Origin of the sequence: Paenibacillus sp. GM2FR, from assembly GCF_002803325.1 — a bacterium.
GTDB lineage: Bacteria > Bacillota > Bacilli > Paenibacillales > Paenibacillaceae > Paenibacillus_AQ > Paenibacillus_AQ lautus.
On record NZ_MKZM01000010.1, the window covers coordinates 225674 to 246813 of the forward strand.

Here is a 21140-nt window from a genome sequence, read left to right on the forward strand (position 1 = left end):
TGGACACCTCGAATGTTAGGATGAATTGCTTTTGAACAACCTCTATCTTTCTTAACGCGTATGAACCTTTTCCCCTTGTACCCACACCTCGCGGATATGCTCAGGACGTGCCAGATACATGATCTTCTGAAAAATATCTTGTACGTCTTCATTCACATCAAAAATCGGCAGCTTCGCGGATGGAAGTCTCGTATCGATCACCTGTACATCCCACGCGTAGTTTTCTTGAATGCGGCCGATCGGCAGGCTCAGACTTTCACCGCCTCCGGCCGTAGCCAGATAGAATGCCTCATGGACCGTAATCCGCGACTCGGGTACGCCGCGAGCTTCCGCAGGAAGGGAGGTATTCACGCCATCTTCCAGCATCCGCGAAGACATCACGGCTTGTCTTATGTTATCGAAGAGACTGGGCGAGAAGCCGCCGGATAGATCCGAGCCTAAACCGATCTCCACATTTTTGGCATGGAAGCGAGCGACCGGGATGACGCTGTTGGCGAAATATGCGTTGGATATCGGGCAATGCGCGATCGCGGTGCCGGTGTCAGCGAATAATTCGGCATCCTGGTCATCAAGGAAATTACAATGAGCCATCACCGATTTATCACGCAGCAGGCCAAAATCATGCAAGGCAAACGCATCATTTTTCTGGAATCGATCTTTCACATAACCATGCGCCCAATCGCTTTCGCTGCAGTGGGATTGCACATATGTATCGTATTTAGCTGCCAGCTCGCCTAAACCCTTCAACCCTTCGTCGGTACAGCTTGGAATGAAGCGTGGGGTGACGACGGGATACACGCCTTGTTTTGTGGTCTTGGCCAGTTCCTGTACAGCGATAATAAATTCCTCTGTATCCGCCAGCGCTGTGGATGTGTTCGCATCGCGGTAGTAATCCGGATTCTGCTCGGGATCGTCCATGACGACCTTTCCGACAAGTCCGCGCTGGCCTTTGCTTGCACAGATTTGGGCTAACAACAAGCTGGCTTCTTTATGCACCGTGGCAAAATAAAGGGCCGTCGTTGTTCCATTGGCCAGCAGGGTGCTTACCACATCGTCGTAAACCTTTTGCGCAAACTCCAGATCGGAAAATTTCGATTCCAGCGGGAAGGTATAGGTGTTCAACCAATCATAGAGCGGAATGTCCAATGCGGTTCCGGATTGAGCCCATTGCGGCGCATGAACATGCAAGTCGACAAAACCGGGCAAGAAATACTGTCCTTCCTCTAAACGATGAAAGCTGTCGGTGCCTTGATATGTATCCAGCAGGGATTGGTAGTCGGCGTCTTCCGGCGCTACGACTCGCTCAATTATGCCGCCCGTATTGACGCAGTAAAGATAGTCCCTCAATACTTGAATTTCTTTGGGAGATTTGCTTGAAAAAGAAGTCCCTTGAAATAATAACATATATTTACTCATACTTACCGCCTTAATGTTCGTTTTTTGGAGCGCTTTTGTCATTATAGTCCGTTAAAAAAGAGATGTCCATAGTTTAAAGGCGAATAGATATGAGAGAATATAGCGATCATTCATCCTTACTCAACAGTCTCCAACATAACTCCCGCCTTCATTAAATCATTCACAGGATGGAATCTCAGGCGCTCAAGGGCAACTATTTCAGATGCTGGTTGGTGTAAGAATTCATAACGAAGGTCATGCGATTGGCAATCACTCCTACAACGATCCTCTATGGACTAAGGTCTCGTTGCAGCAGTTTCCACAACAGATATCCCGTCTCCACTCTTGTACGATTTAAATACTTGATGTCTCTGTTGCAGTATCGTTGAAACGAATCACTTGTTCCATAAGTGACATTCCCGAACATGAGTGCATAATCTATGGATAAGTCTATGGACGAAGGGAACAGGGAATGTTCGCATCTTATTTTTAGAAAGCCATCCCAGGTGGATCTGAGGGCTTTCCCAACGAATAACTCCATTCAAGAAAAACAGCACAAATACCGTTCGGAGATTGCTCTCATCGCGAATGCTTATCCGAAGCTATATCGCGAAGAGCCGGATCATTCGCGCTTTCGGTGGAAATTTATGCTAACGAGTGATACACCTGCGGTAAGGCGTTATTTTACACCCGGAAAAGACCTGGTTACTGCCGGGAACAAAGAAGAGATGAAAAGAGTCATTCACTATTATTTGAACCATCCTGCTGAAAGAAAAGCCATTCAACACCAAGGCCAGATAACGGTCAGAAAGCATATGTATAAGCATAGAGCGCAGGAGATTATACAAGTCCTCAAGCGCAAAGGCATTATAACAGCGGACGACTAAAAAGAAGCCATGATCCCCGGCTTAACTCTTCGGGAGAGTGAAATACAGTGAAATTACAAGCCAAGTCAAAGTCAAAATTGCACATCAAAAATAAAAGAGAAATGATCATAAAGAAAGGGTATAAATATCTTTCAACACCTTATCGTTTGGGAGCAAAACCTTTTCAGACTGATGAATTTGACTGTAGTTCATTTGTTCAATATCTGCATAGTCATTTTTGCATACCTCTCCCCCGTACCTCCCGCCAGCAAAGTCTGCTTGGTAAGAAGGTAGAAAAAAAGGAGCTGCAACGCGGAGACTTGTTGTTTTTTACGAATCGATGGCGTTACAGGAGAAAAGGGACAAAGAGGGTGGCTCATATTGCTATCTACCTGGGGAATAACAAAATGCTTCATTCATGCAAGGAAGAGGGAGTAACCGTATCTAAATTAACCGAGATTATTAATGAATCCAAAAGCAAGCGGTGGATCGATTATTACCTCTTCGCGAGGAGAATTCCAGATTGCGTTGAGGATAAAATGGGGATAACCAAAAAGTAGAATACCAGGCTCTTAGTCTAAGGGAACAAGGCAGCACTCGGACGGATCTTCTATAAGGAATCCCCAATCGACTTTTAACGAGGAACTGACGTCAATCATATTGACGCCAGTTTCTTTTGTTAGATCGTCCTTTACACGAAGATTAGAAGGTCGATCCTTCTAGAAGAGGATATCAGCTGGCCTCCACAGAATAACTGAAGCTGCAATCATTTTAGAGATTTGAAGGGGATTTGAAATGAAGACAAAATTGATCATGGTCGAGGGTCTGCCGGGATTCGGTAAATCGACGACATCCCGTATGATTTATGATATTTTAACCGAACGAAACATCGAAGCCCGACTTGTAATGGAAGGGGATGTTGACCATCCGGCAGATTATGAGGGAACGGCGTGTTTGGCTGAAGAGGAATTCGGGCGGCTGCTGCAAGCCGCAGGCTCCTTTAAAGAAATATGGATCGAACGGGCCGCCAAAAAAGGCAGCTGGTATCTCCTGCCCTACCAGAAGCTGAAGAACGAATACGGTACCTCTTTTCCGGATGACCTATATCATTCCTTGTCCAGGCAGGATATTTACGAGCTTCCGCTGGACCTCAATAGGAGACTCATCACCGAACGGTGGGAGGCATTTGCGGAGCAGGCGTTGCATGAACCTGTTGTCATGATTTTTGAGTGCTGCTTCATTCAGAACCCGGTGACCGTCGGCATGGTGAAGCACGATGAGCCGGAAGACCAAGTGACGGACTACGTGCTGGGGCTGGAAAAAGCGATTCTTCCGCTAAATCCCCTACTGTTCTACATTGAGCAGAACGACCTGGAATACGCTTTCCGCAAGGCCATTCGGGAACGCCCGGAGACTTGGTATTCAGGGTTCGCCCATTACTACACTGGACAGGGCTACGGCAAACATCACGGTCTAGACGGCGTCGAAGGGACTCTGCAAGTATTGGAAGCTCGGCGCGAGCTGGAGTACAGGATCTTGGACAGGCTCGGACTGAATAAAGAGCGAATCAACAACTCCCATTATGACCATGAGACGTACAACACCATGTTGATGGACAAGCTGAAGCTGCATGGGGTTATCCATTAACAGGATTTTGAGTATAAGGAAGGACGATTTGATGAGGCACTTTTTAACGATCATGCTGCTCTATATGACGGCTCTATTAACAGGCTGCGATAAGGGCCCCGGTTGGGAAACGATGCAGCTTCTGGACGAAGAGGTCGTCGAAATCCGGATTTCGGCATTTGAGTCGTGGGACGAGATGAACGGGGATACACTGCTGTCTTTCAAGGATACGAAGGCTGTAAGGGTATTTGAGGAAGCGATCCGTACTGCTCGCAAGCAGGCGGATGCTGCCAAACGAACGGCCCCGGATTACGATGTGATGGTCATCTATGCCCAGCAATCTCCAATTCATGCCATCAAGCTGTGGCTAGGGGAAGAGGGAGAGGAAAGTGTGTTCAGCTACGGTTTCAAAGATGGGGAGGAAGCTGTATATGTGGCCTCGGCCAAACATTCTGATCGGATGAGAGAACTCATCTTGCAAGAGGGGCGCTAACGCCGTTAGCGGAGTGAATCTTTCTCTTTTTAGTAGGTTATTCGATCCCTATACCTGTCTTGGGAATCAATGATTAACGCCGAAAGCCCCAAATCCCATAATATGACGGTTGAGATGTATAAAATCAGGGTATTGGGAGATGAATGGATACCATCATCAGGAGGCGATGAAGTGAACAAGAAGAACTACAAGTTGAAACATATGGCCGGAGCGTTTCTTGCTGGAGCCATGCTGTTTTCAGGATTTTCGCTGGCGGCTGCGAATCCCGAAGGAACCTTAGAAGCGATTAAACACACGACGTCTAAAATAAGCTACTACGTCAACGGCAAGGACCATTCGACACCTGCCGGCCAATTTATGAACCAAGGGACGGCGGCCCCGGATTCCATTATTCACAACGGCACGACCTATGTGCCTGTACGCATGGTTTCTGATCTGGTTGGCCAACCGGTGTATTGGGAACAAGCTTCCAGGACGATCTCTTTGGGACTTCCTGTGGTCAAGCTGTACAATGCGGCGGGCGAGTCTGTTGGTTCCGCTACCTTGGAACAGATCAATGACGGGGTGAAGGTAAAGATCACCGCATCGGGCCTCACTCCCGGCAAGCACGGATTCCATGTACATGAGAATGTGATCCAAGGTGGAGATTTTAAATCTGCCGGAGGGCACTTTAATCCAACCGACAAGCATCATGGCCTTGAGAATCCGCAAGGAAGCCATGTCGGCGACATGCCGAACCTGGTCGTAGGCGCAGACGGTAACGCGGAAGCGGAGATGATCATTCAGCATGGAACTCTTGAAAAGAACCAGCCGAACTCGGTGCTGGGACGTTCGCTGATCATACATGCCGGCGAAGATGACGGCGTAACCGATCCATCGGGCAATTCCGGCGACCGTGTGGCCGGGGGAAATATCCCGGAGTAACCTGACTAGCTCCAGGTAACATGTGGTTTGCAGCATATGAGTGCCAGTGAAAAACGCATCTCTTTAGGGAGGTGCGTTTTTTATTAATTCACTAATCGTCCATTACTGTTTACAAACCGCTCCTTCGTTTCGGTTATATTGGAGCGGTTCTTCTAAACTCTCCGCATCATACGTGCTAAAATAAAACCATCATACGGAGTTATTGGAGGTATCTTCATTGATCATTCAACTGGGCGATTTTGAAGTGAATTCCGGGCAATTGGTTGTCGCGGATCCTTGTTATGAATTGGATACGAACATTATTATCATGGGTGTGTTGGAAGCCGTATTGAATGGAACCTGGGTAGGGGAAGTGGAGAAGGTGGAGATCCCGGACTGGGGCGAAGCCAACGCTAAGCTAACGGCTTACCATCATTCGGCAGCTGAACAGGGGGCATTCCTGGAGTGGATCAAGTGTCCATTTGTAGCTGGGGTGGATAGCGGGCAGGTTGGGATTTTTGATATTCAAAAGTACCGGATTCCTGACGCGGATGCGACATCGGACACCTCGGATACGGATACGGAATGGTATTACGCGTGCTGCGACATCACCGAGAGCGGGGAAGAAGCGGGCGTTCTGGATGGAGGCGTTGTATCTCGAACCGGTATGGGCGATGGTGCATACGGCGTGTATAAGGCTGTGAATGAGCAGGATCAGGTGGTTGGCGTAAAAATTGTGTTTATTAAGAAGTAGTCGAGTGCTATAGGAAACTGAATAAGAGCAAGTGCAAACAGCCATGGAAGGTAACCTTTTTGTGGCTGTTTTGCTGAATGAACAGAGGAGGCGGAGCAGCTCTTAGAGGAGTTACAGGAAGGTTAGCGAATAAATAGGGAATCCACTTTAAATCGAAGGTGATTCCATGAGTTTTAGGATTAACAAGAGTGAGCAGCACGCCAAGAAGGCTCTACCTGCATACCTAATCGGTCTGTTCGGAATGTTATTGTCGGTAGTCATTGCCCTCGGCATATTGAGTCTGACGGACTTCGAGTTATATTCGTATTCCATCTTGTTTGTTCTTCCTTTGGGTGCGATTGCCTTGGGTATGATTTCAACGTCGGTTTATACTTGGCGAATCGTAAGCAGAGGCTATAAGCCGTCCAGGCAACATTATGCGGTTTCATTACTCATGGCGTTCATCACCTTTTTCTTGATTCAATATGGTGAATATCAAACAACGTATGTAACTGAAGACCATACGATCAATCATCAGTTTAAAGGGGAACCTATCCGCAACTACACCGATGAGCAGGAAAATGTCCTCACGTTTCCCAATTACCTTGCCTTTAAACTGAAGACTGGCGAAACAAGCTTCATACACCGTGGCGGCGAGGTCATTGAAATGAATTCATCCTCAGGTTCCAACTGGTTCAGTTGGAGTTTGAGCCTTGTCGGATTCCTGTTGGGTAGCACATTTCCAGGCTGGTTCTCCCAGCAGGGCACGCTGCACTGTACGGCATGCAAACGAGCGTATGTGACAGAACACAAGCTGGGAGAGCTCACCTTTGAGAGAGTCACTGAGCTCCACGATGTTCTTGTTCAAGAAATCCAATCCGATAATTTCAACGCTTTTATAGACATCGTCAATCGATATGATATTTTCAAAAACAATGAAGCCCATGATCTTCAAGAAACCTACGTCATTAATATAGGTGTCTGCCCAAACTGCAACCATGGATATGTAATCATGAGACATTACTCTCGCATTGATGCAGAAGGAGGCTCTTTCAGCGAAGATAATAAAAAAATCGTACTTCCAACTACGGGGGCGTTTGCTGCACAGGGGTTTCGTTATGTGAAAGCGGTGTAACTTTTAAAGGCTCCGCCTACAAATTTGTTTGATGGATGTTGCGGAATCATCGTAAAAGCAATGGAACCTCAAGCAATATCTTAGCCGAGCGAAAACTCAGGGCCGCTCCCTGTATTCGCTCGGTTTTTCTGTTATAACATGCCTCCTTGAACTTGAAACAAAATTGAGACAGTCTTTATCCCTTGTTATATTACACTTAATTGAAGTTGTTGAATTTTATCAGATCACGTCGTGTTTCTATGACTCATCGATGATTGTACTGATGCAAAGGAGAAACCTGTTTATGAAAAAAATGTCCATCATGCTGGCAGTAACGCTCATTTTTTCGATGGTGCATGCTCCCTTGACTTCCGCTCTGCCAGTGGTCCGGGCCGGAAACGACTCGGTCCCGGCCGAAGCGGACGGTTGGGTGTGGGTCAAGACCGCAGAAGAACTGGCTTATATCAATCGGAATCAAGCATCTTACCTGGATCGGAAGATCCGATTGACCGACGACATCGATATGACCGGGTACGATTGGTTGCCCATAGCCGATGAAGCGACCGTCTTCAGCGGTATTTTCGACGGAAGGGGACATCGGATCGAAGGTCTCACCATCGATGGAGGAGCTCTACAGTATGTCGGCTTCTTCGGCCGCGTATCGGGGACCATCCGTAATCTAAGCATTTCCGCACAAGTCAACGGCGGCAGCTATGCCGGCGGTTTGGTGGGACATCTGATGGGCGGCAGCATCATCAACTCGCATTCACAGGGCACGGTTACAAGCGGTAATACGGGTACTGGGGGCGTGAGCGTAGCAGGCGGGTTGGTCGGGACGGCCTATGGCGATTCGACCATTCTTCGTTCCTCTTCATCCGCTGCCGTTAAGAGCGGCAATGCCTCCAATCAGTATGCCGGCGGGCTGGCCGGTTCTCAGGGAGCAGGCAGCATCATTGAGTCGTATGCCACCGGAACGGTCACGAACACGGCGGGCGATCACTATTTCTTTGGGGGCGGATTGGCCGGACAATTGATATACGGAACGATCGATAATAGCTATTCTTCGACTGCAGTCATGCAATCCGGAAGCGTCACCTATTACACAGTTGGCGGCTTTATCGGAATCATGACGTATGCATCGATCAACGCTTCGTATTACGATAACGTTGCATCGGCTCAAGCCATCGGCGTTGGTAGCGGGGATACATTGGGGGCGCCGCATCTCACAGGCCTAACCACCAACGAGATGAAGACTGCCTCCAATTATGGCGGCTGGGATTTTGCGAATACGTGGGCCGTCGATGCCGGTGTTAATGGAGGTTATCCTTTTTTGCGTCCCGTCATCTTGACAACCGATCTGCCGCGGGCGGTCAAGGAAGATCCTTATTCGAGCGCGATTGACGCTTTCGATGGTTCAAGGGGAGGGCTGACTTGGAGTGCCTCTGGGCTTCCCAATGGCCTAACGATGACTGCCTCTGGCAGGATCGAAGGCAGCGCTGCGGTGAGCGGCACGTTCCCGGTAACGGTCTCGGCAACCGATGGGGGTCAGAACACCTTTAGCGCGGTATTGACTCTGTACGTGGATGAACCAGCACCGGACATCGACGGCTTCTCAATCGGTCCGGGGAGCGCGATCGGCTCAACAAGCGTGATGGCTGTTTCGGGCGATCCGGGGCATACGTTTGCTTATCTGATCGGACCAGATGCCGGTGTGCGTCCTCTAGTGGGAGATGCGCTGCCTGCTGAAGCGAACTCGTACTTGCTAGGCACGGACATTTTGGATCTAGTCCCGGGTCAATATCTTCAGGTGTTTGAGTTTGATACACTGCAGCGCATTCAGGCATGGAGCAGCGTACAGGTGGAAGCCATCCATATTCGAGACCAAGTCCGCGTGACCGGAGTGACGCTGGATCGGACAGCATTGACCCTTACGGCAAGAGGTGCTTCACAGGAGCTGACAGCCGTACTTGCGCCGGCGAATGCGACGAACCAGACGGTATCCTGGAACTCCAGCGATCCAGCCGTCGCTCATGTGGATCAGAGCGGTGAGGTGACGCCGATCGCGGAAGGTTCGGCGGTCGTTACGGTGACAACCGCCGACGGAGGGTTCACGGCCACCGCAGCAGTGACGGTCCAGTCGGCTCCAGTGGACACGGGGACGGTGATCGGCGCAGTCTACGGTACAGGGAACACACCGCTGGCCGGTGCGGCGGTATCGGTGGGCGGAACGAAGGATATGACCGACGCCGAGGGGAGATTTGCGCTGAATAACGTAGCGGCAGGCCGCCATGCACTCACAGTGACGGCAGCAACGTATAACGATTACGCGACAACCGTAAATGTGTTAGCTGGGGAGACGGTCGACGTAGGACGCATCGATTTGAGAGCTGCCAATACCTCAGAACCGGAATCCCCATCCTATAGCTGGGTTCCTCCTGTTCCTCCCCCTATCCCTACACCGGACCCAAGGACGGTCGTAACGATCAACGGCAAACAAGTTCGGGTAACCACCAAAAAAGAGCAGGAGCACGACGGACGCACCGTTCTGAGAGTGATACCGGGCTCCGAGATGGTTCGGTCATGGGTCGCTGGCGGGGACGATATCGTCATCGACATCGACAATGAGGATCCGGTGGTGAAGGTCGATCTTCCTGTTGAAGCACTGCAGGTTCTCCTTGCGGCGAAGCCGAATGCAGCCATTCGGTTTGGGGTGAACGGGGCAAGCTACCGCGTTCCGCTGCACGTGCTAAGTGACCTCCCGAACCGAGTGACGGTAACGGTCGTTATTGCGAGAATGACGGATTCCGCAAGCCATGGTCTGGATGAGGAATTGACCCGTCAAGGCTATGACATGCTGGCGGAGCCGACGAGCTTTGAGTTATACAGCGACGGCGATGTAAGAATTGAAGCGGAAGGCACGTATTTGAAGAGGGCATTCTCAATGAACGCTGCGACAGAACCCGACCGTACCACCGTCGTATGGGTAGACGGCGCAGGGAAGCCGCGCTTCGTCCCTTCCGTTTTTGAAGGGGAGACAGCGACTTTTTATGGCGCATATAACGGTGTGTTCACCGCGGTTCGCTCCAACCGAACCTTCGAGGATATCCAAGGACATTGGGCGCAAAGCGACATCGAGCGCATGGCGAACAAGCTGATCGTGAACGGATCGGCTGACGGCACGTTTGATCCTAACCGTACGGTAACCCGCGCCGAGTTCGTCGCGATGCTCGTGCGTGCACTCGGACTGGCCGAGAAGCCGCAGCTTTCTTCCTATTCGGACGTGGGGTCAAAAGAAGCCTGGTATGCCGGTGCGATAGGCGCCGCATCCGCGGCCGGCTTGATTGAAGGTTACGCTGACGGTTCGTTCCGACCGGACGCTAGGGTCACGAGAGAGCAGGTGGCGGTTATGCTGGGCAGGACCGTTCGATATGCCGGCGAGCTTCCACCGCCGGATGCCTCCGTATTGGAACGCTTCGCGGACCATGCCCAGGTATCCGGGTGGGCCAAGGGACCGGCTGCCGAGCTGCTGGCCGCAGGCGTGATCGAAGGCGTCGGGAATGCTGCGTTTGCTCCGCAGGCGTTTGCCACGCGTGCCCAAAGCACCGTTCTCTTAAACCGAATGCTGCTCTACTTGAATTTCATCAACTAATTGCAGCCGCATAGTTAACGAGCACATTCCAGCCAAGAATGTGCTCGTTTTTTTGCGTTTATTCTGTTATGGAGCCTATTCGTAGATTCAAAAAATAGTATAGTATAAAAATTAGTAGGTTTATTCGTGATAAGATTCAACGGGCGAGAAGCGGATGGAGTGAGGATGTAACGAATGGAGAAGATTGCAAAACATCGCATCATCGGTTTGGATCGGGAAATGAAGAGTTTCACGGATTGGCTGGCGGATTCCCGGGCGCAGACATCCATTTTTTCAATATCAGGGATTGGCGGTATTGGCAAAACAACGCTGCTGCTTCAGATGGCCCGCACGGCAAGGCAGTCCTCGGTGCGTTCTCTTTGGCTGGACGGGCAAGGGGGCTTAACGACGTCGGGCGCTTTTCTTGCGAGTCTGGAGATGAGTCTGGCAACCGAATACGGCAGAACCAGGGCTCCGGAAAACGCGCTGCTGCCATACATCGTTAACGAGCTTCAGCTGCAGCGTACCGTGCTGTTCATCGACAATGGTGAAGAGATCGCACAGCTGGAAGGGTGGCTGTTCTCCAGCTTTCTCCCTGAGTTAAAGTCCGCCCGCGTGTTGATCGTATGTGCCTCGCGCAATGGACTGCCGCTCAAGTGGCAGACGAATCCGGAATGGAAATCCCGAATCCAAAGGTTCCCTTTGCGGCTGTTTACGCGAGAAGAGGTCTACGATTATTTAGGCGGCAGCGGCTTGGGTGTGGAAATGCAAAGGGTTATTGCCGAGAAGACGGAAGGCCATCCGTTGTCGCTTGCTTTGACCGTGGATCTGCTGCTATCCGAATCTGCGGAACATTGGGATGTATGGCGAGAGGTTCCGGCTGTATTGAGCGCCGAATTTTTGCGGGAAGCGGCATCTCCCGGCGTGTACCGTGCGCTGACGGTTTTGTCGCTTCTGCCTGCAGCCGACGAGAAGCTGCTGAACCGGTTGTTGGACGCACCCTTGGAAGAGGCGGACTATTATCATCTGAGGGCACTTTCGTTTGTACGGGATACGGTGGATGGGATATTACTGCACCAGGTCGTCGCTCGAATGTTACGGGATGATTTCGCTCGCAGAAACCCCGAACAATTCGAAGCGGTTCGCCATCAGGTGTTCGTCCTGCTGGCGGAACGATTCCATTCGGTCGATCAACGGATGCAGACACGCCTGAGTGCCCACATCTTGGAGCTGTACCGCGAATTTCTTCCCTCGGCCCATGCGTATGCCAATTTCTCGTCAAGCCTGAAGCCCGGCGAACAGAAACCGTTCAGGCAGGAGGAACTGCCGTATTTGCAGCGTTTTTTGAAGGCGTCTATTCTCGGTTCCGACTGGCAGTCTGAACTGGTTGAACCTGACGATTGTCCGGTTTTGCTGGAGGAGATTGCAGCTCATTTTCCTGAAGGGATCTTTATCGTGCGGGATGAAAAAGGCATGCCACTGGCATTTTGCGCAGGCGTATGGCTGCATGCCTTGAGTTTGCCATTGTTGGAACGATATGCGCCTGGGTGCAGGGGGATGCTGGGAGAAGGGGTTCCTTCGCTGCATCGGCTTCCTCCGGAGGCAGCCGATACGATATTCGTGCTGTTATCCGCGGTAAACTCCGAACAGACTTTGTATCGTCCCGAAGAGCTGGGGGCTTTGCTGATGCAGCAATGGCTGGTTCACATGACTGGCGGCCTGCGGGGGATATTGGCGGCGGCGGATCCCCAGTTGAATTCCTTATTGTCGATTCTGGGATTCAAAGCGTCCGGGAAAGCGACGGGATCTAAGGGCATCGAATTGACGACATGGGAGCTTGATTTTAGGCAAACAACCTTTGATCAGTGGATTCAACGGATCATCCGGCAAACAGAGACAGCAGCAGGTCAACCGACATATCAACGGGAGGATGAGTTTCCCCCGACCATTGATAGAAGCGTAATGAAGCAAATGCTGGAACGGCTGTTCGACCCGGACAAGCTGGAGGTACTCCCTATCGTTCGGCGATTGGGTTGGGACGGGATGCAGGTGAGGGACATCATCCAAGGGATTCTGGCTGACGCACGTTCGATGGAACCTTTGACGCTATTGGAGAAGGAAATTCTAATCGCAAGTTATCTGCGCAAGGACCGGAACAAAAGCCAGCTCGCAGCCTCCTTCCATATGAGCAGAGCCACCTTTTACCGCCATACGCGTTTGGCAGAAAAACATCTGGCTTTTGTGCTAAGCGATTTGGTGAGGTCAGAGTTCTGAGCACATTAGATAAGATATAGGATCAAATAGCCCGTTTATGCGGGCTCCTGCATAGGATTCCCAGCGGAAAAACGCATCTCTGTAGGAGGTGCGTTTCTTGTGATCTGTTTGATTAGAGATACATCCTAATGTCAACCAAGGCTGTCACTATACTAGAGACAATAGAGCATATTGGGGCTTCTGAACCATATTAGAACATGAAAGGCCCCAATCCTCCAGCTTGTAAACTCTAATGCCTTTGATATGAAGGACTCTGGAACCTTTTCCATATCCTAGAAGATAGGTACAATAAGGTCCAATGGAATATTGGAGAGGATGCAAATGCCTAGAATACTGGTTCCGCCCGAGGTATTGATTCGGGTATCGGAGGAAGCCGCCAGGTCAGCGGAAGAGCTGGAAACGACCAAGAATCGGCTGGACCAGCAGATTACGTATATGATGTCTTCGTGGGAAGGAACGACCCGTTCGCGGTTTTTTGAAGATTTTCAGCACGCCCACGGCGAAATGAATAAAACGATTGAACATCTGCGGATCATCGGCCAGGAGTTGAAAACCATTGCCTTTCGGTTTATTTCAGCCGATATGCATGAAGATCTCATGCTCACGGCAGCTGCAGCGAGCGCTGCTAATGAACCCAAAACGTTCTGGGACCATGCGGGAGACTTCTGGCAGGGGCTGCAGACCGGTGCCAAGACCGTGGCCAATTCGGTAAAGGATACGGCGACCTCCTTAGTAGAAGATCCGCTTGACACCGCTAAGGATATGGCCTATAACATGACCATCGGGGCAGTCGAAGAGGTCGTCGACACGGCGGTTTGGGGAGGCAAAATGATCTTTGATGCCGATACCCAGGAGAAATTCGCCGCAGACGTCGAGGCGTCGGGCGGTGCGTTCAATTTTGCCGGACAGCAAGCAGCCATGACGATCGCCGGCTTGGTCGGACGCCGCTTTGGCGTGAAGACTCACCCTCACCTGAAGCATGATTCGGGTGGGGATGGGGGGAAGGTTGGAGGGCCGCAAATAGTTGGTTCGAACGATATAACAAAACCTAGTGGTCTCCCAAATCCTGATGCGAGTCCTTTAGGAACTAAAACAAAAATAAATTATAATGATCCTGACCCAGGGAATATACGAGCTTTGGAGCGCGAAAACGAGGCTGCAGAAATATTAGCGAAAAATGGATATCAAGTTGAGCAAAATCCGAATCTTCCTAACACAACAAAAAATCCTGATTATAAGATTGAGGGAGAAATTTATGACTGTTATTCTCCAAATTCAAACACTTCGCCAAGAAATATAGGTTCAAGTATACAAGGGAAAGTGGAAGCAGGTCAGACGGATAGAGTGGTATTAAATCTTTCAGATTGGACAGGTGATATAAATGCGTTAAAAAAGCAACTATCAGATTGGCCAATTGCTGGTTTGAGGGAATTAATTGCAGTTGATGGTAAAGGCAATGTTACTCATCTTTTACCGTAATAAGGAGTGGTTAAATGGCTATTGAGTATTCACTTAGAATCGGAAAAATGATGCCTGAATCTCTTTTAATTCAAGAACTCGAGTCCATGGGATATAAAAATATTGACGTAGTAGAGTTATCTAGAGGAATTGAAATTCGTTCTTTTGAAGAAACACTAGGTTTAACACTATACTTAACAGAATCTGGAGCATATCCATATAACGCTTATGATACTCAGTTTTTGCAAAATGAGTTTGTGTACGAAAGTGCATTAAGTTTCCGATTCATAAACAACCTGCACAGCAATAAATCTTTTGAGTTTATGTTAGCATTGGTATTTAATTTGATGAAAAACCATAGCGCAGATGCTTTATTTTTATCAAATGGTGATAATGAACTTTGCTTCTTTTCTAAAGGCAGTGTATATTTAGAAAATTCATCACATGTTTGGGATACGGGGTGTTTTGCTGAAATTCTTAAGGGACATAGATATAGTATTTTCGATGGGAATCATATTTTATTAGAAGAATGAAAGCTAAGCCCTCCGCTCAGCCTTACAATCACCAAAAAGACGTGACTTGGAAATGATCGCCCGGGGCGATCCTTCCTATCACGTCTTTTTGTCGTAGACTACCCTTTATTCAGCAGCCGATAGAGATTGAGCGCCAATTGAATCTGGAATAGCTCGTCCGCGTTTTTTAAGTTGGAATTCAACAGCTCTTTGATTTTGTCGATGCGATAGATAAAGGTGTTGCGGTGGATGAACATCGCCTTGGCCGCTTCCGTCACGTTCTGGTTGTGCATGAAATAGTATTCCAGCGTGGAGATGAAGCTGGTGTTGAACGTTTGGTCATGGTAATGGATGACGCCAAGTGTGTTGTGGAAGAACTCCTCCATCTCGGCAGGCTTGATATTGGAATCGAGAAAATGATAGACGGCGTAGTCTTCAAAATGAGATATGATCCGAATGTCTTTGAATCGCTGCATCAATCGCATGGCTTCCTGGGCTTCGAAGAAACTTCGATGCAGGGAAGAGAACGTTTTATACTGGCTGCCGATGCCGATTAGAAACTGTGTTTTCTTCATTTCTCGGGTCAATAGCTCGACCAGTTCATTCGCGAAGGCCTTTGTTTCATGGACCGTAACCGGAGGTTTATGCTCGTTCTTCCCGACTAATATGATGATCTGCTGGCTTCGGTAGTAACAGGTAAGCTCCCCGTTGGCTTTGCTGGACAAGCCGTGGATCAAATTGACGCACTTCTTTACCATATGCTCCAGCTCGTATTTTCGGTACACGATGTCCTTGTAGTTGTCCAGCAAGGTCGGTTCGATATGGACAACCATGCAGTAATAGGTATAGTTGATATTCAGCCCATGCAAATCCGACTGCGAATGCAGCGTCTCGGTCGAGGTGATGCTGCCGGACAACAGGTCGTCAAAGAAATCATGCCGGATTTTGAGCTTGACTTCCTCCAGCTCTTTCGCCTTCATGCGATCGAGGGCCAGAATGGTAGAGCCGTGCTCTAACGCCAAATTATCGACTTCGGTCAGCTTGCGAACAGTTTGGAAGATGACGATGTATCCGTACACATGGCTGGACACCGAGATCGGCATGATGCGGCATTTAAAGGTTTGATGCTTGTGATTGTAGTCGCGCTGGATCGATTTCTTGATTTCGCTTACGTATGTCGGGATCGCCTCGGTAAACCCGGACGGAAAGATGGGCCTGTTCTTCTGGAGGGACAAGAACTCATGCAGCGGCGTCTTATTATCCGGATGATCTGTATAGCAGAGCAAATTCCAATCCCGATCAAGAATCAGGATCGGATTATGGACGATGTCGGCTAGCTCCGCTGAAATTTGTTCGATGCCGCCCCCTTCCAGCGGGATTTTGAACAGCGCATTATGCAGATCGAGCGATCTGCGATTCAGAGCGTCATAATCGGCATTGGTCTTCTCATTAATGATCGCGATCACCTTGGACAGCGTGTATTCAAAAGGGAGCTCCAGCAGTGGAAGCCCATACTTGTTCGCCAGATCGATCATGTTTTGCGGAATTCGGTCAAAATAGCGTTTCATTTTGATGCACAGTCCCGCGCAATTGTTCGCGGCCAATTCATGAATGACCCGATTCTGCAGCTCCTGGCTATCTTTAAAAATATATCCGGTGGATAAGAGCAGCTCATTCGAAGCCAGCCAATCGAATACATCCGGATTTTCAATAATGTTCACAATGGATATTTGGTGATCGATTCCTGCTGTGCCTGCAACGAGCTTAATGCCCTCGATCGCTTGGATCTGAAGGATGTCCCTGATGGTTAGCATTCTTTAACACCCACCTTTGTTTTTCGATCTTCATTGTGCAATGTGCACAGCGAATACGGCATGTTTTTAGTTTCGCTGTACAATGACCGGAGCATCTCCCTGGATTACAATAAGGGTGTCAGGAGCGGTTTGTAACTTTAACTGTGATATAATTCACAAAATATCCTTTTGGCCGTGGAAAGCTATTCACCTGTTACATGTTCTACGTTTATATACCGGCTGAATTTGAATTCAGTATAGCATTTAAATTCCTTTATCTACAACCGAATGCATGGCGGTTTCAAGGTGAATGAAGCATTCAAAGGGATAGCCTGACGCAGGGCGTTACCTGCCCATTCGTTAGTGAAGGAGGCGATAAAACGGGAAGTTACGGGAAGATAGCGAAGACGGAGTCCGTTACTATTGTAAGCGCCGCCATCTCGTGCGACGCGGAGTTTCTTCAAGACATGAGCAGCTTGAAATGGGATGGGTACGTACACAGTATTTTTGACCGAACGGTGAACCTGCAATGCCGGACGAACGATGAATTATACACGATTGCCAATCGTCAGATGGACAATGCTCCGAATACGCTGATCACGGACATGGGCAGCTTTTCCGATCGGGGGCTGGTCGTTGGAGACCGGGTCTATGCGGAGCACGATCGACTATACGTCGGGAAGGCGTTGGTCCTTACGCTGAGGGACGTCCGCGTATGGAGGAGCAAGCTTCCGTCATATGCGGATGACGAGGGAGTCCTAAGGAGCAATGCAGCTGCAGCGGCTTCATTTATTGAGATTCACGGCAAGGCCGGCGGGATGAAGCGATCGGCTGAGACCGTAAACTCTATTGATCAGGAAATGGAGAGGTTGCTGAGGGAGCGCTCGACGGGACTTCTTGAAGCGCTATCCAAAGGCGAGGTCAGTTTTGCCACCCATTATGCAATTCAACTAATAGGCTTGGGTCCGGGTCTGACTCCGTCGGGCGACGATTTCTTGGTCGGATTGTTTACCGTTATGAATCTAACGGATGGTCCGCTGTTCCAGATCCGCCATGTGTGCGAGCAAGTTGTGGCAGCAGCGGCTGATAGGAGCAATCCGATTAGCTATATGGCTTTAAAGAAAGCCGCAAGCGGCCAGGCAAGGGAATCCATTGGAGGGTTCATGCACCATATGATCCATGGCAGTAAGACTGAAGTTATATCTGGCTTATCCAGGGTACTTGATATCGGTTCTACATCAGGAACGGATATCGCGCTCGGGCTCGTGAATGGCTTGAAGCTTAGCATAGAAAGAAATGGGAGGTAAAGCATGTCGACTAAAGTTGTGATTAAAAAGAATACGTACTTTGATTCCGTTTCATTGATGTCACTGTCAACCAAAGCGAATCAATTGGAAGGCGTGGATCAGGCCTTTATCGCAATGGGAACGCAGATGAACAAGGAAGTACTGGCCAATGTCGGTCTCATGACCCCAGAGCTGGAGGAAGCCAAGGGAAGCGATCTGATGATCGTCATTAAAGCGGTCTCTGAGGAATTCGTGGAAAGCGCTTACGAAGGCATCGAAGCCCTGTTTAACAGCAAGGGAAGCGAGGCAGGAAACAGTGAACTCACGTTCCCGACGATCGACTCAGCCGCGAGAAATCTTCCTTCAGCCAAGCTGGCCGTCATTTCTGTAAACGGACTGTTCGCAGCCAGAGAAGCCAGAACGGCACTGGAGAATGATCTCCACGTCATGCTGTTCAGCGATAATGTCAGCGTGGAAGAGGAGATCGAGCTCAAGAATATGGCGCATGAGCGTGGTTTGCTCATGATGGGACCGGACTGCGGCACGGCCATCATCGGAGGCGTGGGACTGTGCTTTGCGAATCAAGTGCGACCAGGAAGCATCGGGATCGTTGGCGCATCCGGCACGGGAAGCCAGGAGGTCAGCGTTCAGGTTCATGATTTTGGCGGCGGAATCTCCCAGCTGATCGGCACGGGTGGACGCGATTTAAGCGAACGGGTTGGCGGGATGATGATGCTGGACGGCATGAGGGCGCTTAACCAAGACGAAGCAACCAAGGTCATAGTCCTGATCTCGAAGCCGCCGGCCAAGAGCGTGGAGGAGAAGGTGCTTGCCGAGATCAAGAACATGAGCAAGCCTGTCGTGGTGTGTTTTATCGGCGGAACGGAAGAAGCGGTCGTGAACGCCGGCGGACATTTTGCCAAAACAACGAAAGAAGCGGCGTTGAAAGCCGTTATCCTGTCAGGCGTAGACGAGAGTACCATCGATAAGCATCCGCTGAACCTGCCTCTCATCGAGGAGATCAAGGCCAAGCTGACGCCGGAGCAAAAATACATCCGTGGATTGTTCTGCGGCGGAACGCTGTGCGACGAAGCCATGTACCTGGCGATGGAGCAATACGAGGATGTGTACAGCAACATTCCGAAGGATCCGAAGTATCGCCTGCAGGATATCCATGTGAGCCAGGGCCACACGTTTATCGATTTTGGAGATGACGAGTTCACCAACGGCAAGCCTCACCCGATGATCGATCCTTCTTCCCGGATTGCCAGATTCAAGCAGGAAGCTAAAGATCCGTCGGTTGGCGTTATCGTAATGGATTTCGTTCTTGGATATGGAGCGCACGAGGATCCGGTCGGGGTCATGCTCCCGGCGATTCTGGAAGCCAAGCAGGCGGCCGAACAAGAAGGAAGGCATCTGGAGATTATCGGCTATGTACTGGGAACGGATCTCGATACGCCGTCTGTAGAAGACCAGTTAAATAAACTGGTATCTGCGGGAGTTACTTATGCCAGCAGCAGTACGAATACAGGGCTTCTTGCCAGAGGCTTCGTCGAGAAAGGAGTATGACATGAGCAGAATCAACGAGCTGTTTAACAGCGAGCTTCATGTAATCAATGTGGGTCTGGAAATGTTTAAAGACGATATTTTGAAACAAAAAGGGAAGGTCTCCCACCTGGAGTGGAAACCGCCGGGCGGCGGCAAGCCAGAAGTGATCGCACTGCTTGACAAGCTGGATCAGCCGGACGTTCAGGAGAAAATCGAAGCGGCGAACAAGCTGGCCGTGGAACGGATCATCAACTCCCAGCCGGTATTGATCGGTTTCGATCAGGCGATTCATGTCGTGCCGGGCATGACCAAAAAGACGATCCTGCACGCAGGTCCGCCTATTACGTGGGAGCGAATGAGCGGTCCGATGAAGGGCGCGGTGACGGGCGCACTGGTTTTCGAAGGCTTGGCCCGCAATCTGGATGAAGCGGCGGAACTTGCGGCATCGGGTGAAATCACGTTCTCGCCATGCCATGAGCATAACTGCGTAGGCTCGATGGCGGGGGTAACCTCAGCCTCCATGTTCATGCACATCGTGGAGAACCGGACATACGGCAATATCGCGTACACAAATTTGAGCGAGCAGCTGTCCAAAATCCTGCGGATGGGCGCCAATGACGAAACGGTCATCGCCCGTCTGAACTGGATGCGAGACGTGCTGGGCCCGATGCTCCGGGATGCCATGAAGTTCTCCGAGAATGGCATCGACCTTCGTCTCATGCTGTCGCAGGCGCTTCATATGGGAGATGAATGCCATAACCGCAACAATGCCGGCACGACGCTGTTAATCCAAGCGTTAACGCCGTTGATTCTGCGGACGGACTTCCCTACCGAGCAGCAAATTGAGGTCTTTGATTTTGTGGCAAGCAGCGATTACTTCTCCGGCCCGACCTGGATGGCGCTCTGTAAATGCGCACTGGATGCGGCGCACGGGATTGAATACAGCACCATTGTGACCACCATGGCCCGCAATGGCGTCGAATTCGGCATTCGCGTCAGCGGCATGCCAGGCAATACCTGGTTCACCGGACCCGCGCAAAAGGTGGTTGGTCCCATGTTCGCAGGTTATAAGCCGGAGGATTCAGGCCTTGATATTGGCGACAGCGCGATCACGGAAACCTACGGTATCGGCGGATTTGCGATGGCAACCGCTCCGGCGATTGTGGCGCTTGTCGGCGGAACCGTGGATGAAGCCATGAATTATTCAGTCAAGATGAAGGAGATTACGACCACGGAAAATCCGAACGTCACGATTCCTTTATTGAACTTTAGCGGCATTCCAACGGGCATTGATATTCGCAAAGTGGTCCAAACCGGCATCTTGCCTGTCATCAATACGGCCATCGCGCATAAAGACCCGGGAATCGGAATGATTGGAGCGGGTATCACGCATCCTCCGGTGGATTGTTTTGAACAGGCGTTACTAGCTCTTAGCCAGCGCACGCAGTCATAGAATGGTGGCCCTTCAGGCTTGCGTTAATGCCTGAAGGGTACCTGAAGTGCTAGTTCTA

Annotated in this window: 16 protein-coding genes; 14 read left to right on the top strand and 2 right to left on the bottom strand. The window is 50.2% G+C overall.

What is annotated here, in order from left to right:
• Nucleotides 1-51: 51 nt before the first annotated feature.
• Nucleotides 52-1416 (bottom strand): guanine deaminase, encoded by a 1365-nt coding sequence (guaD, locus tag PAEVO_RS26135; protein ID WP_100540430.1) that lies wholly within the window; start codon nucleotides 1414-1416, stop codon nucleotides 52-54.
• Nucleotides 1417-1835: 419 nt separating this feature from the next.
• Here guaD and PAEVO_RS26140 point away from each other — a divergent pair, with 419 nt between their 5' ends.
• The 11 genes from PAEVO_RS26140 to PAEVO_RS26195 all read left to right on the top strand — a co-directional run bounded on the left by PAEVO_RS26140 (nucleotide 1836) and on the right by PAEVO_RS26195 (nucleotide 15023).
• Nucleotides 1836-2282 carry a glycosyltransferase family protein gene (locus PAEVO_RS26140; RefSeq protein WP_100540431.1) on the top strand — a complete coding sequence of 149 codons (447 nt, stop codon included), beginning with the start codon at nucleotides 1836-1838 and terminating at the stop codon, nucleotides 2280-2282.
• A 47-nt stretch (nucleotides 2283-2329) separates the two neighbouring features.
• Nucleotides 2330-2821 carry a C40 family peptidase gene (locus PAEVO_RS26145; RefSeq protein ID WP_100540432.1) on the top strand — a complete coding sequence of 164 codons (492 nt, stop codon included), beginning with the start codon at nucleotides 2330-2332 and terminating at the stop codon, nucleotides 2819-2821.
• Nucleotides 2822-3056: 235 nt separating this feature from the next.
• Nucleotides 3057-3908, top strand: coding sequence for a P-loop NTPase family protein (locus PAEVO_RS26150; RefSeq protein ID WP_100540433.1), 852 nt, complete (start codon nucleotides 3057-3059; stop codon nucleotides 3906-3908).
• A gap of 31 nt (nucleotides 3909-3939) precedes the next feature.
• Nucleotides 3940-4380, top strand: coding sequence for a YhfM domain-containing protein (locus PAEVO_RS26155; RefSeq protein WP_100540434.1), 441 nt, complete (start codon nucleotides 3940-3942; stop codon nucleotides 4378-4380).
• A 171-nt stretch (nucleotides 4381-4551) separates the two neighbouring features.
• Nucleotides 4552-5304 (top strand): superoxide dismutase family protein, encoded by a 753-nt coding sequence (locus tag PAEVO_RS26160; protein WP_243390943.1) that lies wholly within the window; start codon nucleotides 4552-4554, stop codon nucleotides 5302-5304.
• A 217-nt stretch (nucleotides 5305-5521) separates the two neighbouring features.
• Entirely contained in the window at nucleotides 5522-6037 is a 516-nt protein-coding gene (locus tag PAEVO_RS26165) for a DUF4241 domain-containing protein (protein ID WP_100540435.1), read from the top strand.
• A gap of 166 nt (nucleotides 6038-6203) precedes the next feature.
• A complete protein-coding gene (locus PAEVO_RS26170; RefSeq protein ID WP_100540436.1) occupies nucleotides 6204-7151 on the top strand; it encodes a hypothetical protein in 948 nt (315 codons plus the stop codon).
• Nucleotides 7152-7434: 283 nt separating this feature from the next.
• Nucleotides 7435-10779, top strand: a complete 3345-nt coding sequence (locus PAEVO_RS26175) for an S-layer homology domain-containing protein (protein ID WP_100540437.1) — start codon at nucleotides 7435-7437, stop codon at nucleotides 10777-10779.
• Nucleotides 10780-10953: 174 nt separating this feature from the next.
• Entirely contained in the window at nucleotides 10954-13032 is a 2079-nt protein-coding gene (locus PAEVO_RS26180; protein WP_100540438.1) for a bacterio-opsin activator, read from the top strand.
• Nucleotides 13033-13353: 321 nt separating this feature from the next.
• Nucleotides 13354-14511, top strand: a complete 1158-nt coding sequence (locus PAEVO_RS34125; protein ID WP_207797536.1) for a WXG100 family type VII secretion target — start codon at nucleotides 13354-13356, stop codon at nucleotides 14509-14511.
• Between the two features lie 14 nt (nucleotides 14512-14525).
• A complete protein-coding gene (locus PAEVO_RS26195) occupies nucleotides 14526-15023 on the top strand; it encodes a SitI3 family protein (RefSeq protein WP_100540439.1) in 498 nt (165 codons plus the stop codon).
• 98 nt (nucleotides 15024-15121) lie between these two features.
• Here the strand turns inward: PAEVO_RS26195 and PAEVO_RS26200 are convergent, their stop codons facing one another.
• Entirely contained in the window at nucleotides 15122-16816 is a 1695-nt protein-coding gene (locus PAEVO_RS26200) for a PucR family transcriptional regulator (RefSeq protein WP_100540440.1), read from the bottom strand.
• 446 nt (nucleotides 16817-17262) lie between these two features.
• On the opposite strand from PAEVO_RS26200, the gene PAEVO_RS26205 reads away from it, so the two are divergent.
• Genes PAEVO_RS26205 through PAEVO_RS26215 form a run of 3 tightly spaced genes read left to right on the top strand, consistent with a single transcriptional unit; the run spans nucleotide 17263 to nucleotide 21082 of the window.
• The gene (locus PAEVO_RS26205; RefSeq protein WP_100540441.1) at nucleotides 17263-18102 is read left to right on the top strand and encodes an oxamate carbamoyltransferase subunit AllH family protein; all 840 of its coding nucleotides are present in this window, start codon (nucleotides 17263-17265) and stop codon (nucleotides 18100-18102) included.
• Between the two features lie 3 nt (nucleotides 18103-18105).
• On the top strand, nucleotides 18106-19650 hold the full coding sequence (fdrA, locus tag PAEVO_RS26210) for an acyl-CoA synthetase FdrA (protein WP_100540442.1): 1545 nt from the start codon (nucleotides 18106-18108) through the stop codon (nucleotides 19648-19650).
• Between the two features lies 1 nt (nucleotide 19651).
• Nucleotides 19652-21082 carry a YlbE family protein gene (locus tag PAEVO_RS26215; protein WP_100540443.1) on the top strand — a complete coding sequence of 477 codons (1431 nt, stop codon included), beginning with the start codon at nucleotides 19652-19654 and terminating at the stop codon, nucleotides 21080-21082.
• Nucleotides 21083-21140 lie beyond the last annotated feature (58 nt).

Bases quoted from the DNA above. Each gene is read 5' to 3' on its own strand.
- guaD (WP_100540430.1), bottom strand. From the start codon at position 1,416: ATGAGTAAATATATGTTATTATTTCAAGGGACTTCTTTTTCAAGCAAA.
- PAEVO_RS26205 (WP_100540441.1), top strand. From the start codon at position 17,263: ATGAGCAGCTTGAAATGGGATGGGTACGTACACAGTATTTTTGACCGA.
- PAEVO_RS26200 (WP_100540440.1), bottom strand. From the start codon at position 16,816: ATGCTAACCATCAGGGACATCCTTCAGATCCAAGCGATCGAGGGCATT.
- PAEVO_RS26195 (WP_100540439.1), top strand. From the start codon at position 14,526: ATGGCTATTGAGTATTCACTTAGAATCGGAAAAATGATGCCTGAATCT.
- PAEVO_RS26175 (WP_100540437.1), top strand. From the start codon at position 7,435: ATGAAAAAAATGTCCATCATGCTGGCAGTAACGCTCATTTTTTCGATG.
- PAEVO_RS26215 (WP_100540443.1), top strand. From the start codon at position 19,652: ATGAGCAGAATCAACGAGCTGTTTAACAGCGAGCTTCATGTAATCAAT.
- PAEVO_RS26180 (WP_100540438.1), top strand. From the start codon at position 10,954: ATGGAGAAGATTGCAAAACATCGCATCATCGGTTTGGATCGGGAAATG.
- PAEVO_RS26150 (WP_100540433.1), top strand. From the start codon at position 3,057: ATGAAGACAAAATTGATCATGGTCGAGGGTCTGCCGGGATTCGGTAAA.
- PAEVO_RS26140 (WP_100540431.1), top strand. From the start codon at position 1,836: ATGGATAAGTCTATGGACGAAGGGAACAGGGAATGTTCGCATCTTATT.
- PAEVO_RS26170 (WP_100540436.1), top strand. From the start codon at position 6,204: ATGAGTTTTAGGATTAACAAGAGTGAGCAGCACGCCAAGAAGGCTCTA.
- fdrA (WP_100540442.1), top strand. From the start codon at position 18,106: ATGTCGACTAAAGTTGTGATTAAAAAGAATACGTACTTTGATTCCGTT.
- PAEVO_RS26155 (WP_100540434.1), top strand. From the start codon at position 3,940: ATGAGGCACTTTTTAACGATCATGCTGCTCTATATGACGGCTCTATTA.
- PAEVO_RS34125 (WP_207797536.1), top strand. From the start codon at position 13,354: ATGCCTAGAATACTGGTTCCGCCCGAGGTATTGATTCGGGTATCGGAG.